Below are 15023 nucleotides of genomic sequence, written 5' to 3'. Positions count from 1 at the left end.
CAGGCACGAGGGCCTGTCCGCGACCGCCTGGGAACCGGAGGGCACGCGGCATGGGTGCAGGGCACGACCACTCCCACGGATCGTCCGGCGGCACGGCCTCCGCCGCCCACCGCGGCCGGCTGCGCATCGCCCTGCTCCTCACCCTGTCGGTGCTGGGGCTGCAGGTGGTCGGTGGGGTGATCACCGGCTCGCTGGCGCTCGTCGCGGACGCCGGGCACATGGCGACCGACGTGGTCGGGCTCTCCATGGCGCTGCTGGCGATCCACTTCGCGAACCGGCCGACGAGCGAGCGGCGCACCTTCGGCTTCGCGCGGGCCGAGATCCTGGCGGCGCTGGCCAACTGTCTGCTGCTCTTCGGCGTCGGCGGCTACATCCTCTACCAGGCGGTCATGCGCTTCATGGACCCGCCCGAGATCGAGGGCGGGCTGACCTTCGCCTTCGGTGCCGCGGGCCTGGTGGTCAACCTGATCTCGCTGGCCCTGCTCATGCGCGGCCGGCGGGAGAGCCTGAACGTGCGCGGCGCCTTCCTGGAGGTGCTGGCGGACGCGCTGGGCTCGGTCGCGGTGATCATCTCGGCGCTGGTCATCGTCACCACCGGCTGGCAGTACGCGGACCCGGTCGCCTCGCTCGCCATCGGCTCGATGATCATCCCGCGGACGTTCCGGCTGCTGCGCGAGGCGCTGGACGTGCTGCTGGAGGCGGCGCCGAAGGACGTGGACGTCTCCGAGGTACGGACGCACATCCTGGCGCTGCCGGGAGTGGTGGAGCTGCACGATCTGCACGTGTGGACGATCACCTCGGGGATGCCGGTGATATCGGCGCACGTGGTGGTGAAGGAGGGCGTGCTGCAGGCGGTGGGTCAGGAGAGGTTGCTCCACGATCTGCAGGGGTGCCTCGGCGATCACTTCGATGTCGCCCACTGCACGTTCCAGATCGAGCCGGTCGGACACGCGGAGCATGAGGCACATCTCTGTCATTGAGCCGTCACCGGTAAGGCAGACTGAATCAGGTGTCCCGCCGTCTCCGCCCGCCGCGGAGGCCGGGACGCCCGTGCCCCGGACGCCGTAGATCGGACGCAAAGGATGGTCATGCCGGCCGCTACCACCGAAGAGATCATGCTGGAGCTCGTCGACGAGAACGGCACCACGATCGGCACCGCCGAGAAGCTCTCCGCGCACCAGGCGCCGGGCCGGCTGCACCGGGCGTTCTCCGTGTTCCTCTTCGACACCGCGGGCCGGATGCTGATCCAGCAGCGGGCGCTCGGCAAGTACCACTCCCCCGGCGTGTGGTCCAACACCTGCTGCGGCCACCCCTACCCCGGCGAGTCGCCGCTCGCCGCCGCGGCCCGCCGCACCTTCGAGGAGCTGGGCGTCTCGCCCGCGCTGCTCGCCGAGGCCGGGACGGTCACGTACCACCACCCGGATCCCGCCTCGGGGCTGGTGGAGCACGAGTACAACCACCTCTTCGCCGGGCTGCTGCGGGCCGAGCCGCGGCCGGACGCGGACGAGGTCGGCGCGGTCGCCTTCGTCACGCCGGACGAGCTGGCCAAGCGGCACGCCGAGAACCCGTTCTCGGCGTGGTTCATGACGGTGCTCGACGCGGCCAGGCCGGCCATCCGGGAGCTGACGGGGCCGTCCTCGGGCTGGTGACGCCGGCGAGCGGGAGGGAGGCCCAGATCACCTTCCCGCCGTCGACGGTGTGCTGCACGTCGCAGGCGCCGCCGGCCTCGCTCGTGATCGCCTTGACCAGCAGCAGTCCCCGGCCGCCCGTCTCCTCGTCGTCCGCCTGGAGGGCCCTCGGGCGGTACGGGTGCTGGTCCCGGACGGCGACGCGGACCCAGCCGGCGCCGACCGACAGCTCGACGCCGATCTCCGGGGAGAGCACGCCGGCGTGCCGGACCGCGTTCGTCACCAGCTCCGAGACGATCAGCAGCACGCCCTGCAAGAGGTCGTCGCCGATGGGGACGCGCCGCCGGACGAGGAGGTCGCGTACGGCGTGCCGGGACTGGGGCACGGAGGAGTCGAGCGCCGGGGCGTCGAACTTCCAGGTGCCCTCGTACGCCGCCGGGACCACCTGGCCGGGCTCGGGTCTCAGACTGCCGCCGTCGCTCACCGCCGGCACCTGCTTTCGCCACCACTCACCCTCCGAGTGTTGGCAATCACCGGAGCCCAGCCCCCCATCGCGCAGAACTTGACTGGCTTTCGTCACCTTCCGACCGGCCGCGCAATGACCGGCCTGCGTTGAGATCGAAATAATCGGTTGCCGATTTCCGTTGAAGCGTCGTACCTTCGCAGTGCCCTGCAGTCGACGATTGGAGAAGGTGTTGCTCGTCTGAGGTCCCTACGGCACCGTGCCCGCGGCATTCCCCGTGTGCGGCACGTGCGACCTCACGGCTCGAGCCACCTTCCTCTCCTGCAGGGCACCCGGCCCCGCTCCCGTTCCACCCGGCTCTCCCAGGTCGCCGTCCGGTGCCGACGCCGCCCCGTCGCACCCCTTCGAGCCCACCGGGAGACGCCATGTCATTTCCCTCCACGCCGCGCGCCGCGGCCTCCGTCATCTGTGCCGGGCTGGCCTTCACCTGGCCCGACGGCACCACCGTCTTCGAGGACTTCGACCTCGCCGTCGGCCCGGGCCGCACCGGGCTGATCGGCCGCAACGGCACGGGCAAGTCCACGCTGCTGCGCCTGATGGCCGGGGAGCTGGCCCCCGCCGCCGGCACGGTCAAGGCCGCCGGCACGGTCGGCTACCTGCCGCAGAACCTCGTCCTGGACACCGCCGCGCGGGTCGACGAGGTGCTGGGCATCGACGGGGTGCGGCGTGCCCTGCACGCCATCGAGTCCGGTGACGTCGCCGAGGAGCACTTCACGGCCGTCGGCGACGACTGGGACGTCGAGGAGCGCGCCCGCGCCACCCTCGACCAGCTCGGCCTGGCGCACGTCGGCCTCGACCGCACCATCGGCGAGGTCTCCGGCGGCGAGTCGGTGCTGCTGCGGCTGGCCGCGCTGCTGATGCTGCGGCCTGACGTGCTGCTGCTGGACGAGCCGACGAACAACCTCGACCTGAAGGCCCGCCGCCGGCTGTACGCGGCCGTGGAGTCGTGGCCGGGCGTGATGGTGATCGTCAGCCACGACCGCGAACTGCTCGACCGCGTCGACCAGGTCGCCGACCTGCGGGACGGCGAGGTCGCCTGGTACGGCGGCAACTTCACCGCGTACGAGGAGGCGCTGGCCGTCGAACAGGAGGCCGCCGAGCGCACGGTGCGCTCCGCGGAGGCGGACCTGCGGCGGCAGAAGCGCGAGCTGGCCGAGGCGCACGAGAAGCTGAGCAAGCGCAAGCGGTACGCCGACAAGCAGTTCGCGAACAAGCGCGAGCCGAAGATCGTCATGAACCTGCGCAAGCGGGAGGCCCAGGTCTCCGCGGGCAAGCACCGCATCATGCACGAGGAGCGGCTGAGGGGCGCCAAGGAGCGGCTCGACGAGGCGGAGGCGGCGGTACGGGACGACGACGAGATCCGCGTCGACCTGTCGTACACCGCCGTGCCCGCGGGCCGGGACGTGCTCATGCTGCGCGAGCTGGAGCTGCGCTACGGCGCGCGGGTCCCGGCGCTGCAGGTGCGCGGTCCGGAGCGGATCGCGCTGACCGGGCGCAACGGCGCGGGCAAGTCCACGCTGCTGCGCACGATCGCCGGTCAGCTCGCGCCGGTGGCGGGCTCGGCCTCGGTGCACGTGCCGCTGCGCTACCTGCCGCAGCGGCTCGACGTGCTGGACGACGCGCTGAGCATCGTCGAGAACGTGGCCCTGCTGGCGCCCGCGGCGACCAACCAGGAGATCCGCTCGCGGCTGGCCCGCTTCCTCTTCCGGCAGGGCCGGGCGGACCAGATCGTCGGCACGCTGTCCGGCGGGGAGCGGTTCCGCGCCACGCTGGCGGCGCTGATGCTGGCGGACCCCGCGCCGCAGTTGCTGATGCTGGACGAGCCGACGAACAACCTGGACATGGCGAGCGTGCGGCAGTTGGTGAAGGCGCTGGAGTCGTACGAGGGCGCGCTCGTGGTCGCCAGCCACGACGTGCGGTTCCTGCGCGACATCGGGATCACGCGCTGGCTGGTGCTCGACGAGGAGCTGAGCGACATCGAGCCGCTGTAGGCAGGCGCACCCGGGACGCGCCCGCGGCGGGTCCCGGGTGCGCAGCCGGCCGTGAGAGGCTGCCGGTCATGAGCGAAGGCGAGCTGCGGTGCGACGTCGACGGCGGCGTGGCGACGGTGGTCATCAGCAACCCGGCCAAGCGCAACGCGATGACGCCGGACATGTGGCGCGCGCTGCCCGGGCTGCTGGCGGGGCTCGCCACCGACCGGGCGGTGCGTGCGGTGGTGCTCACCGGCGCCGGCGGCACGTTCTGCGCGGGCGCCGACATCGGCTCGCTGCGGACCGGCAGCGAGGGCACGCAGGGCCTCGCCGAGGCCGCGGAAGAGGCGCTCGCCGCCTTCCCCAAGCCGACGCTCGCTGCCGTACGCGGGCACTGCGTGGGCGGCGGCTGCCAGCTCGCGGCGGCCTGCGACCTGCGGTTCGCCGCCGACGACGCGCTCTTCGGGGTCACCCCGGCGAAGCTGGGCATCGTCTATCCGGCCGGTGCGACGCGCCGGCTGGTGCGTCTGGTGGGTCCTGCGACGGCGAAGTACCTGCTGTTCTCCGCCGAGTTGATCGGCGCCGCGCGGGCGCTGCGCACGGGCCTCGCGGACGAGGTGCTGCCCGCGGCGGAACTCGGCGCGCGGGTGGCGGAGTTCACCGCGGTGCTCGCGGCCCGCTCACAGCTCACCCAGGCGGCGGCGAAGGACTTCGCCGACACGGCCGGGGCGTACGGGGACGGGGGCGCGGCCGGCGACGCCGGGGCGGACGCGGCGCGTATCGCGCACTGGGCCAGGCAGGCGCGCGCGGCGGGCGACGCCGCGGAGGGCGTCGCCGCCTTCCTGGAGCGCCGCGAGCCGCGCTTCACCTGGTCCGTCTGACGGCCGCGGCCCCCGGGCGTACGAACGGGAGGCCGCGCCCCTTCTCGGGCTAAGCGTCCGCTCAGTAGCCTGGCGGCATGACGTCACTCCCGCCGCGCGCCGGCCGCCGCTGCCAACAGGTCCTCAACCCGCTGCACTCGGCGATCTACTTCGCGCCTGAGTTCACCGAGGAGTTCGCCGGGATCGGCATCGACGGCTGGCACGCGGCGTACTTCACCGCCCGGTCCGCCGCCATGGGCCCCGTCGGACCCGGCGTGGTCGCCGCCGTCTTCTACAACTACAGCCACAAGCTGGCCGCCCGGCACCTGCCCGCCGCCTGGACGGCCGCGGACCCGGCCACCGTGCTGGCGACCCGGCTGCGGGTCGCCGACGCCGTGCTGCGGCGGCTGCTGGGCGAGGAGACGATCGCCTCGCCCGAGCTGGCCGAGGCGGCGGAGCTGGCCCAGCGCGCGGCGGCGGGCGGCGGGCGCGCCGGGCGGCCGCTCTACGCGGCCGAGGCGGACCTGCCGGTGCCGGACGCCCCGCACCTGGCCCTCTGGCACGCCGCCACCCAACTGCGCGAGCACCGCGGTGACAGCCACGACGCGGTCCTGGCCCACGCCGGGCTCGACGGGCTGGAGTCCCAGGTGACACACACCGCCTCCGGGTTCGGCTTCACCCCGGAGTTCGCCCGGTACTCGCGCGGCTGGGAGCCCGAAGAGTGGGCCGCGGCGCAGGACCGGCTGCGGGCCCGCGGGCTGCTGGCGGCGGACGGCGAGCTGACCGAGGCGGGCACGGCGCTGCGCAAGGAGCTGGAGGACGAGACCGACCGGGTGGACCTCGGCCCGTACGCGCGACTGGGCGCCGCGGGCGTGGCACGGCTGACCGAGCTGGCCACCGGCTATACCACCGCCGCGCTGGCAGCGGGCGCGATGCCGAAGGACATCTTCGGCAAAGGCTGAGGTGCGGCCGGGCCGCGGAGCGGCGGGTGGCCGGTGTTTACGCAACGCTGCACCGGCTACCCGCAGTTCTCGACCCGAGTTGCGAGGTGAACAGCCATGCGAGCCATCGCCGACGTCTTGCGCATGATCGGCGGCGCCGTCGCCGCGATCGTGACGCTCCCCTTCCGACTGGCCGCCCGCCTCTTCGGCGCCGCCTCCCGGGGCGGCCGCAGGGCCCGCCGCCGCACCGTCTGACCACACCTCGGCCGGGGGCCCGCGCCGCGTCTTCGCCGCGGTCCGGCGCCCATCCGGCCCTGTTCCGACCCGCCGGGCGACCGGGGCAGGTCCCGCCGGGCGCCCGGCTGTCAGTCGGACCTGCCACAATGCACTCCGCCACAGATGACAGAAAGCGGGGCGGACGTGACGGCGTCGGTATCGATTGAGGCCAGGATCGCCGAGGAGCTCGGCGTACGCGAGCGGCAGATCACGGCGGCGGTGCGGCTGCTCGACGACGGCGCCACCGTGCCGTTCATCGCCCGCTACCGCAAAGAGGCGACGGAGATGCTCGACGACGCGCAGTTGCGCACCGCCGAGGAGCGGCTGCGGTATCTGCGGGAGCTGGAGGAGCGGCGGGCGGCGATCCTGGAGTCCGTGCGCGGGCAGGGCAAGCTGACCGAGGAGCTGGAGGCGCAGATCCGCGCGGCCGACTCCAAGGCGCGGCTGGAGGACGTCTACCTGCCGTACAAGCCGAAGCGGCGGACCAAGGCGCAGATCGCCCGCGAGGCCGGTCTGGAGCCGCTGGCCGACGGGCTGCTGGCCGACCCCTCGGTGGCGCCGCTCGCGGCGGCCACCGCGTTCGTGGACGCGGACAAGGGCGTGGCCGACCCGGCAGCGGCCCTGGAGGGGGCGCGGGCCATCCTCACCGAGCGGTTCGGCGAGGACGCCGACCTCATCGGCGAGCTGCGCGAGCGGATGTGGACGCACGGCCGCGCGGTCGCCAAGGTGCGCGAGGGCAAGGAGGAGGCGGGCGCGAAGTTCTCGGACTACTTCGACTTCGCCGAGCCGCTGACCGACCTGCCGTCGCACCGCATCCTCGCCCTCTTCCGCGGCGAGAAGGAGGAGGTCCTCGACCTCGCCCTGGAGCCCGACGCGCCCGGCGAGGCGGAGCAGGAGGGCCCGTCGGCGTACGAGCGCGCGATCGCGGCCCGGTTCGGCGTGGAGAACCGGGGCAGGCCCGCCGACCCCTGGCTCGCCGAGACGGTCCGCTGGGCGTGGCGCACGCGCATCCTGGTGCACCTCGGCATCGACCTGCGGCTGCGGCTCCGCACGGCCGCGGAGGACCAGGCGGTGGACGTCTTCGCCGCGAACCTGCGGGACCTGCTGCTGGCCGCCCCGGCGGGGACGCGCCCCACGCTGGGCCTGGACCCCGGGCTGCGTACGGGCGTGAAGGCCGCCGTCGTCGACGCCACCGGCAAGGTCGCCGCCACCGCGACGGTCTACCCGCACGCGCCGGCCCGCAAGTGGGACGAGGCCCTTGCCGTCCTGGCCGAACTGGCGCGCGTGCACGCGGTGGAGCTGGTCGCGATCGGCAACGGCACGGCCTCCCGGGAGACCGACAAGCTGGCCGCCGACCTGATCGCCGCGGAACCCGAGCTGAAGCTGACGAAGGTGATGGTCTCGGAGGCCGGGGCGTCGGTCTACTCGGCGTCGGCGTTCGCCTCGCAGGAGCTGCCCGAGCTGGACGTGTCGCTGCGCGGCGCGGTGTCCATCGCGCGGCGGCTGCAGGACCCGCTGGCCGAGCTGGTGAAGATCGACCCGAAGTCGATCGGCGTCGGCCAGTACCAGCACGATCTGTCGGAGGCGAAGCTGTCGCGCTCCCTGGACGCGGTCGTGGAGGACTGCGTCAACGGCGTGGGCGTCGACCTCAACACCGCCTCGGCGCCGCTGCTGGCCCGGGTCTCCGGCATCGGCGCGGGGCTCGCGGAGAACATCGTGGCGCACCGCGACTCCCACGGTCCTTTCCGCAGCCGCGCGGCGCTCAAGGACGTGCCGCGGCTGGGGCCGAAGGCGTTCGAGCAGTGCGCGGGCTTCCTGCGCATCCGCGACGGCGAGGACCCGCTGGACGCCTCCGGCGTGCACCCGGAGGCGTACCCGGTGGTGCGGCGGATGGTGAAGGCGGGCGGCGCGGAGGTGGCGGCGCTGATCGGCGACACGCGGACGCTGCGGTCACTGAATCCGCAGGACTTCACCGACGAGCGGTTCGGGCTGCCGACGGTGACGGACATCCTCAAGGAGCTGGAGAAGCCGGGGCGCGACCCGCGGCCGGCGTTCCGGACGGCGGTGTTCAAGGAGGGCGTGGAGAAGATCGGCGACCTGCAGCAGGGGATGGTGCTGGAGGGCGTGGTGACGAACGTCGCCGCGTTCGGGGCGTTCGTGGACGTGGGCGTCCATCAGGACGGGCTGGTGCACGTGTCGGCGATGTCGAAGACGTTCGTGAAGGACCCGCGCGAGGTCGCCAAGCCCGGCGACATCGTGAAGGTGAAGGTGCTGGACGTGGACGTGCCGCGGAAGCGGATCTCGCTGACCCTGCGGCTGGACGACGAGCCGGGCAAGCCGGCGGGCGGCGGCGGCCGGGGCGGTGGGCGCGAGCGCGACCGGCAGGGCCCGCCGCGGCAGCGCGGCGGTGGCCAGGGCGGTGGCGGCCAGGGCGCGGGCGGCAGCCGGCAGCGCGGTGGCGGCGGCGGTGGCCGGCGCCGTGAGACGCAGCCGGAGAACAGCGAGATGGCGGACGCGCTGCGCCGCGCCGGGCTGCTCGGCGGCGGTGGCCGGAGCGGCGGCGGTGGCGGCAACGGCCGCCGCGGCAAGCGCTGATCGCCGCGCGGGCAGGACAGCAGGAGCACCTCCCGGGCCCCGTACGCCGCGCTGCGGTGTACGGGGCCCGGTCCGCGCCGGATCCCCGCCCGGTGCCCGGTCAGAGCCCCAGCAGACCCTTCGTCAGGGTCGCCGCGCCGCCGGCCAGCCCGAGGATCAGCACCAGCCGGCGCGCGGGTGCCTCGGGCACCCGGTCGCCCAGGGCGCGGCCGATGAGCGCGCCGGCGGCGACGGCCGCCGCGCACAGCGCCCACGCCGCGGCCGACAGGTCGGGCGGGCCCTTCGCGGTGACCGAGAAGATGTTGATGACGACGCCGTAGAAGAGCGCGTTCGGCACGAACTCCCGCACCGTCCAGCCTGCGTTCACGGCGTATAGCGAGACGGCGGGGCCGCCGATGCCCGCGGAGGAGTTCATGAAGCCGCTCACCGCGCCGGCCGTGACCGCCCCGCCGGTGCCGCGCAGGGACTCGGCGCGGGCCCCGGCCATGACGAGCCCCACGGCACCGCAGACCATCGCGCCCATGCCGGTGAGCAGGACGGGCGCGGGCAGCCGGGACGCGGTGACGGCGCCGATCGGCACCGTGCAGACGGCGGCGGCCAGCAGCGGCACCATGGCGCGTGGCCTGACCTGCCGCCAGACGGTGGCCAGGCCGAACGCGCTGATGGCACCCGCGGCGCAGTTGGAGAGCCGGACGCCCTCCGCCGGGCCGAGGACCAGCGCGAGCGCCGGCCCCGCGACCAGCGCGAGGCCGATGCCCGCGAGCCGCTGCACGGACGCCCCGAGCAGCAGGACTCCGGCCATGAGCAGGACTTCACCGGTCACAGCAGCCCGGCCAGCCGGTAGAGGACGAGGGAGCCGGCCACGGCGACGTTGAGGCTGGCGCCGGTGCCGACCATGGGTATCTCGACGGCCTCGTCGAGCAGGTCGAGCGCGTCCGGCGGGATGCCGTGCTGCTCGTGGCCGAGCACCATCACCGTGGCGCGGCGGGCGGCCGGCAGATCGGCCAGGCGCACGGCCTCGTCGGCGAGTTCGACGCCGAGGACGCGCTTGCCCGCGGCGCGCTGCCGCTCCAGCCAGCGCAGCGGGTCGCCGGTCCAGTGCACGCAGACGGGGCGGCGCAGCGTGTTGCCGCGGGCCAGCGCCTCGGGGACCCAGGGGAAGCGGGGCACGACGAGGCAGGCGCCGACGGCGTCACAGGTGCGCAGGAGCGTACCGAGGTTGGCGCCGTGGAGCGGCCAGAGCGGGGCGGCGTAGAGGTGGTCCCAGCAGGAGTGGGCGCGGGGGCGGCGGCTGCGCTTCACCTCACGGGGGGTGCGGGTGCGGATGGCCGGCGCGTCCCTGCCGGACCGGGCGGCCCCCGGGCGGGCGCTCATCGGCGCGGGGCGCGCGCCCCCCGATCGCTTGTAGTACTCACGCAATTCGACATGCGAACAGAGTAGCGATCATCCTCGGCTGTCCACCACCCCGCGCAGGCTCCCGACCGGTGCGGCAGACTGCCGTGATGGATTCCGAAGTCATCGTGCTCGGCAGCGGCATCATCGGCCTGACCACCGCGGTCGTCCTGGCGGAAGGCGGGCGGCGGGTCACGGTGTGGGCGCGGGAGCCGGCGGAGGAGACGACGTCTGCGGTCGCGGGCGGGCTGTGGTGGCCGTACCGGATCGAGCCGGAACACCGGGTCGCGGACTGGTCGGTGCGGTCGTTCGACGTGTACGCGCAGCAGGCGGAGCATGCGGCGGTGACGGGCGTGCGGATGCGGACGGGGCTGCAGCTCGGCGCCGAACTCGCCGGCCTCGGGCCGTGGCGGCGCGCCCTGCGCGACGTGCGGGCGGCCGACTCCGCCGAGCTGCGCGGGGAGTACGCCACGGGCGTGCGCGCGACGGTGCCGATCGTGGACACCGGCACGCACCTGGCCCACCTGCGCGACCGGCTGACCGCGGCCGGCGGCCGGGTCGAGCGGCGCGCCGCCGGTTCGCTCGACGAGGCCGGGCGCGCGGCCCCGTACGTCGTCAACTGCACCGGCCTCGGCGCCCGCGAGCTGGTGCCGGACCCCGAGGTGCGCCCGGTGCAGGGGCAGCTCGTGGTCGTGGAGAACCCGGGCGTCGAGGAGTGGCTGGTGTCGGCGTACAAGGACGCGACGGCCACGCTGTACGCGCTACCGCAGCCGTACGGGCTGGTGCTCGGCGGCACGGCCGTGGAGGACGCCTGGGGCATCGAGCCGGACCCCGCGGTGGCCGCGGGCATCGTGGCGCGCTGCGCGGCCATCGTCCCCGAGATCGCCAGGGCCCGGGTCCTCGGCCACCGCGTCGGGCTGCGCCCGGCCAGGCCCGCCGTGCGGCTGGAGGCGGAGCGGCTGCCGGGCGGGGCGCTGTGCGTGCACAACTACGGGCACGGGGGCGCCGGGGTGACGGTGGCGTGGGGCTGCGCCGAGGAGGCCGCCGCACTCCTGGAGGCATAGGACCCGCACGAGACCGCGTCTTCCCACAGACCCGGTACCTCCCCGCACACCCGCCCAAGGGTAGGCGGGCCCACCGACAGCCGAGTCGCCCTGCGTACAGCCTGGCCGCCGCCCCGGGTACAGCCCTCGTGCCCGCCTACGCGCCGAATGAGCGGCGTACGGCCGCACCGCCCCGCTCAGCGGCAGCGTTCGAGCGGCCTGCCGTCCGCCAGCTCGTAGACCGCCCGCTGGTCCAGCAGCAGCGGCACCAGCGCGCGCAGCGGCTGCCGCAGCTTCACCAGCGCGCCGCCGTCCGGCCGTTCGCGGACCTCGATGCCGTGCAGCGCCAGCTCGTCGCCGACCGCGCCGTACTGCGCGGCGTCGAGTTCGTAGCCGCACGCCGGGTCGTCGATGATCTGGCCCGGCGCGGGCGGCTCGTTGTCGGCGCCGCCGAGGTAGACGGGACCGGTGTCGGCGAGGCCGCGGGCACGGGCCGCCGCGGTCGCCGTGGCCAGCCGGCCGCGGTGGTCCGCGGCGTAGGCGAACGTGGCGTCGAGCGCGGTGAGCTGGGAGGTGACCCGGCGGCGGTGGTTGGCGGCGGGGTCGCCGCGCTCCTCGTCGGTGAGCGCCGTGATACGGGTCTCGACCAGCAGCCCGGCCGCGTGCTTGAGGCCCGCGGTGTTGCGCAGTATGCGCTCCTGCCCGTCGCCGGCGACCTGGCGGATCGGCTCGCCGGTCTGCGGGTCGGTCCAGATGCCGTAGACGCCGCTGCTGTAACCGGCCTCCTCGACGCCCGCGCGGACGTGGTCCTCGGTCAGGTGCCGGGCCTCGCGGTGGACGGCGTCGTGGGTGTTGAGGTTGCGCGGCCAGAGCGCGAGCACGTCCTTGACGTAGTACGGCTCGGTGGCGTCGAACTCGTGCAGGTCGTGGACGACGTCGGGGCGGTAGTCGCGGATGACGGCGGCCATGGCGCGGCCTTCCGCGGTCTCCAGGGCGACGTGGTCGCGGTTGACGTCGACGCCGTCGGCGTTGCCGCGGGTGTCGGCGGCGCGGCCGTCCGGGTTGGCGCTGGGGACGACGAGGACGGAGTTGCGGGCCAGGAAGCGGCGGGTCCCGGCGTCCTTGGCGTAGGCGAGGTCGCGGAGGCTGGTCAGGCACGCCTCGCGGCCGGCCGGTTCGTCGCCGTGCTGACTGCAGATGAGGAGCACGACGCTGCCGCGGGCGGCCTCGGCCGGGGTGGGCGGTCGGGAGGCGCCGATGCGGACGAGGTTCAGGGGGCGGCCCTGCTCGGTGGTGCCGATGCGGTCGACGGCGACGCGCCTGCTGTCCTCGGCGACGGTGGCCAGGAACTCCGCTTCTTCCTGCTCGCTGGTCCAGCGGGCGCCGCCGCTCTCCTCGAAGCCGGTACGCGGCGGGTTGGCGGCCTCGGCGGGCGGGCCGGAGGGCGGCGCCAGCACGACGGCCGCGACGCAGGCCGCGAGGGTGGCCGTGCGGAGCACGGTGAGACGGGGGGCGCGTAGGCGCATGAGCGGTCTCCCGGAGGCGGAGCGCGACGAGGGTGGCCAGAAGATAGCCGAGGGTGACCCGCCGCAGAAGCCTCCGCGCACGAACTCTCCGCGGCCGCCCGGCATCCGGAGGGCGCCGCGGTCTTTCACAGGACCGGTGAGACAGCAATATTGTTGGACCATGACCCAGGAGACGGAGGCGGCCGGGCTGACCGTGGACGAGCTGGCCGCACGCGCGGGCGTCACCGTGCGCACGGTCCGCTTCTACTCCACCCGCGGGCTGCTGCCCCCGCCGGTCATCGGCCCACGGCGGGTGGGGCGCTACGGCCCCGAGCATCTCTCCCGGCTCGCCCTCATCGAGGAGTTGCAGCACCAGGGGCTGACGCTGGCGGCGATCGAGCGGTACGTGCAGCAGTTGCCGCCCGGGCTGAGCGCAGAGGACCACGCGCTGCACCGCGCGCTGGTGGCCACCTGGGTGCCGGACGCGGAGACCGAGGTGAGCCGGGCGGAGCTGGAGCGGCGCGCGGGGCGGTCGCTGACGGACGACGACGTGGCGCGGCTGGCGGCGATGGGGGTGCTGGAGCGTACGCCGCCGGGGCCCGGTGTCTACGACGCGGGCTCGGGTACGCACGACGACGCGGCCGCCGCGTACGACACGGCATCCGGCGCGGACGGCGGCGGTGACACCTTCCGCGTCGACCCGGTGGTCCTCCACCTCGGCGTACGGCTCCTCGACGTGCCCATCCGGCTGGAGACCGTCCTCGCCGCCCGGGACGTGGTGCAGGAGCACTCCCGCGCGGTGGCCCGGGAGCTGACCCGGCTCTTCCACGACGAGGTGTGGGAGCCGTTCGGCGAGGCGGACCCCGACCCGGAGCAGGTCGAGACGATGAAGTCGCTCTCCGCGCACATGCAGCCGATGGTGGTGCAGGCGCTCGTGACGGCCTTCCAGCGGTCGATGAAGGCGGAGCTGCGGGCCTCCTTCCCGCCGGGCTGATCCCCTCCCCCTTCCCCGCGTCCCTCCAGGCGGAGTGACCTTGCGCGGGTACGCCCGTGACGGCTGAGGTCCGACCGGCGTTCTTTGCACAACGACATGTGCGAACCCCGCGGCCGCTCTTGCCCGGGCCCGTCGGTGTTGTCATGCTCATTCGCGTCGCAGTCGCAAACCGCCGTCCGCGCCGAGGAGTTGGAGCATGAGCGCACACCCCCGACGGGGACGCCGCTGGGCCCTCCCCGTACTCGCCGTCCTGCTCACCGCCGCGGGGCTCACCGTCCCCGGCGCCCTCGCCAGCCCGGAAGCGGAGCCGGACGGCGACCGCTTCAGCCTCGTCGGCGTCTCCTGGCCGGCCGGCGGCGGTGCGCTCGACGGTACGCCGCAGATACGCACCCGGGACGCCGGCACCGGCCGGTGGACGGCGTGGCGGTCGCTGGAATCCCAGCCCCGGCTGGCCGACCCCGGCGCGGACGCGCCGTCACGGGCCGCCACCGCGCCGCTGTGGGTGGGCGACTCCGACGCCGCCCAGGGCCGGCTGCTCCGCGGCGACGGCGGGACGGCGCCGCTGCCCGGGCGCGCCCGGCTGGAGCTCGTCGACCCCGCGGAAGGTCCCGGGGTGCCCGCGGAGCCCGCGTACACCACGACCGCCACGCGGCCGGCGATCATCTCGCGCAAGCAGTGGGGCGCCAACGAGTCCTGGCGCGACGGCCCGCCCGAGTACGGCACCAACACCCGGGCGTTCATCGTCCACCACACGGTGGACAGCAACGGCTACTCCTGCTCGGAGGCCCCGTCGATCATCCGCGCGATCTACCGCTACCACACCCGCACCAACGGCTGGAACGACATCGGCTACAACTTCCTCGTGGACAAGTGCGGCCGCATCTACGAGGGCCGCCGCGGCGGCGTCACCAAGCCGGTGACCGGCGCGCACACCCTCGGCTTCAACAAGAACACCAGCGGCGCCGCGGTCATCGGCTCCTACGGCTCGGCGTCCGTCCCCTCGAAGGTCACCGGCGCCCTGGCCCGGCTCTCCAAGTGGCGCCTCGACGTCGCCGGGCACACCCGCACCGGCAAGGTGAGGCTGACCGCGGGGAAGTCCAACGGCAAGTACGACAAGGGCGACTCGACCACCGTCTACCGCGTCACGTCCCACCGCAGGCTCTACCCGACCGCCTGCCCCGGCGCGAAGCTCTACGCCAAGATCGGCACGATCCGCACCATGCGCGTCGGCTGACGACAGCCCCGGCCGCACGCCGCGGCTCCCGCCCCGCCGGGACCGGCGCGGCGGGAGCCCGG

14 protein-coding genes are annotated in these 15023 nt (G+C 74.5%); 10 read left to right on the top strand and 4 right to left on the bottom strand.

Going from position 1 to position 15023, the window contains the following annotated elements; genetic code table 11:
- The first annotated feature begins 50 nt into the window (after positions 1-50).
- Positions 51-980 (top strand): cation diffusion facilitator family transporter, encoded by a 930-nt coding sequence (locus DMB38_RS34065; protein ID WP_125938418.1) that lies wholly within the window; start codon positions 51-53, stop codon positions 978-980.
- A 108-nt stretch (positions 981-1088) separates the two neighbouring features.
- Positions 1089-1649, top strand: coding sequence for an isopentenyl-diphosphate Delta-isomerase (idi, locus tag DMB38_RS34060; protein ID WP_125938417.1), 561 nt, complete (start codon positions 1089-1091; stop codon positions 1647-1649).
- Here idi and DMB38_RS34055 read toward each other — a convergent pair.
- Positions 1582-2112, bottom strand: coding sequence for an ATP-binding protein (locus DMB38_RS34055; protein ID WP_125938416.1), 531 nt, complete (start codon positions 2110-2112; stop codon positions 1582-1584). The genes idi and DMB38_RS34055 overlap by 68 nt on opposite strands.
- 404 nt (positions 2113-2516) lie before the next feature.
- Between DMB38_RS34055 and DMB38_RS34050 the strand changes: the two genes are divergently transcribed.
- The 5 genes from DMB38_RS34050 to DMB38_RS34035 all read left to right on the top strand — a co-directional run bounded on the left by DMB38_RS34050 (position 2517) and on the right by DMB38_RS34035 (position 8793).
- Positions 2517-4142, top strand: coding sequence for an ABC-F family ATP-binding cassette domain-containing protein (locus tag DMB38_RS34050; RefSeq protein ID WP_125938415.1), 1626 nt, complete (start codon positions 2517-2519; stop codon positions 4140-4142).
- A 68-nt stretch (positions 4143-4210) separates the two neighbouring features.
- The gene (locus DMB38_RS34045) at positions 4211-5002 is read left to right on the top strand and encodes an enoyl-CoA hydratase/isomerase family protein (RefSeq protein ID WP_125938414.1); all 792 of its coding nucleotides are present in this window, start codon (positions 4211-4213) and stop codon (positions 5000-5002) included.
- Between the two features lie 77 nt (positions 5003-5079).
- A complete protein-coding gene (locus DMB38_RS34040; RefSeq protein WP_125938413.1) occupies positions 5080-5943 on the top strand; it encodes a hypothetical protein in 864 nt (287 codons plus the stop codon).
- 96 nt (positions 5944-6039) lie between these two features.
- A complete protein-coding gene (locus DMB38_RS36320) occupies positions 6040-6177 on the top strand; it encodes an LPFR motif small protein (protein ID WP_164716160.1) in 138 nt (45 codons plus the stop codon).
- 144 nt (positions 6178-6321) lie between these two features.
- Complete coding sequence (locus DMB38_RS34035) at positions 6322-8793, top strand: Tex family protein (RefSeq protein ID WP_125938412.1); 2472 nt, start codon at positions 6322-6324, stop codon at positions 8791-8793.
- A gap of 100 nt (positions 8794-8893) precedes the next feature.
- Here the strand turns inward: DMB38_RS34035 and DMB38_RS34030 are convergent, their stop codons facing one another.
- Positions 8894-9595 carry a sulfite exporter TauE/SafE family protein gene (locus tag DMB38_RS34030; RefSeq protein ID WP_125939458.1) on the bottom strand — a complete coding sequence of 234 codons (702 nt, stop codon included), beginning with the start codon at positions 9593-9595 and terminating at the stop codon, positions 8894-8896.
- A gap of 17 nt (positions 9596-9612) precedes the next feature.
- Complete coding sequence (locus tag DMB38_RS34025) at positions 9613-10167, bottom strand: TrmH family RNA methyltransferase (RefSeq protein WP_125938411.1); 555 nt, start codon at positions 10165-10167, stop codon at positions 9613-9615.
- A 128-nt stretch (positions 10168-10295) separates the two neighbouring features.
- Here DMB38_RS34025 and DMB38_RS34020 point away from each other — a divergent pair, with 128 nt between their 5' ends.
- The gene (locus DMB38_RS34020) at positions 10296-11249 is read left to right on the top strand and encodes an FAD-dependent oxidoreductase (RefSeq protein WP_125938410.1); all 954 of its coding nucleotides are present in this window, start codon (positions 10296-10298) and stop codon (positions 11247-11249) included.
- 176 nt (positions 11250-11425) lie between these two features.
- On the opposite strand, the gene DMB38_RS34015 is transcribed toward DMB38_RS34020, so the two are convergent.
- Entirely contained in the window at positions 11426-12754 is a 1329-nt protein-coding gene (locus tag DMB38_RS34015) for a M14 family metallocarboxypeptidase (protein ID WP_125938409.1), read from the bottom strand.
- Between the two features lie 160 nt (positions 12755-12914).
- Between DMB38_RS34015 and DMB38_RS34010 the strand changes: the two genes are divergently transcribed.
- A complete protein-coding gene (locus DMB38_RS34010; protein ID WP_125938408.1) occupies positions 12915-13727 on the top strand; it encodes a MerR family transcriptional regulator in 813 nt (270 codons plus the stop codon).
- A 196-nt stretch (positions 13728-13923) separates the two neighbouring features.
- On the top strand, positions 13924-14961 hold the full coding sequence (locus DMB38_RS34005; protein ID WP_125938407.1) for an N-acetylmuramoyl-L-alanine amidase: 1038 nt from the start codon (positions 13924-13926) through the stop codon (positions 14959-14961).
- The last annotated feature ends 62 nt before the right edge of the window (positions 14962-15023 follow it).

Origin of the sequence: Streptomyces sp. WAC 06738, from assembly GCF_003945505.1 — a bacterium.
Classification (GTDB): Bacteria; Actinomycetota; Actinomycetes; order Streptomycetales; family Streptomycetaceae; genus Streptomyces.
This window is presented reverse-complemented; position numbering and strand designations above follow the sequence as displayed.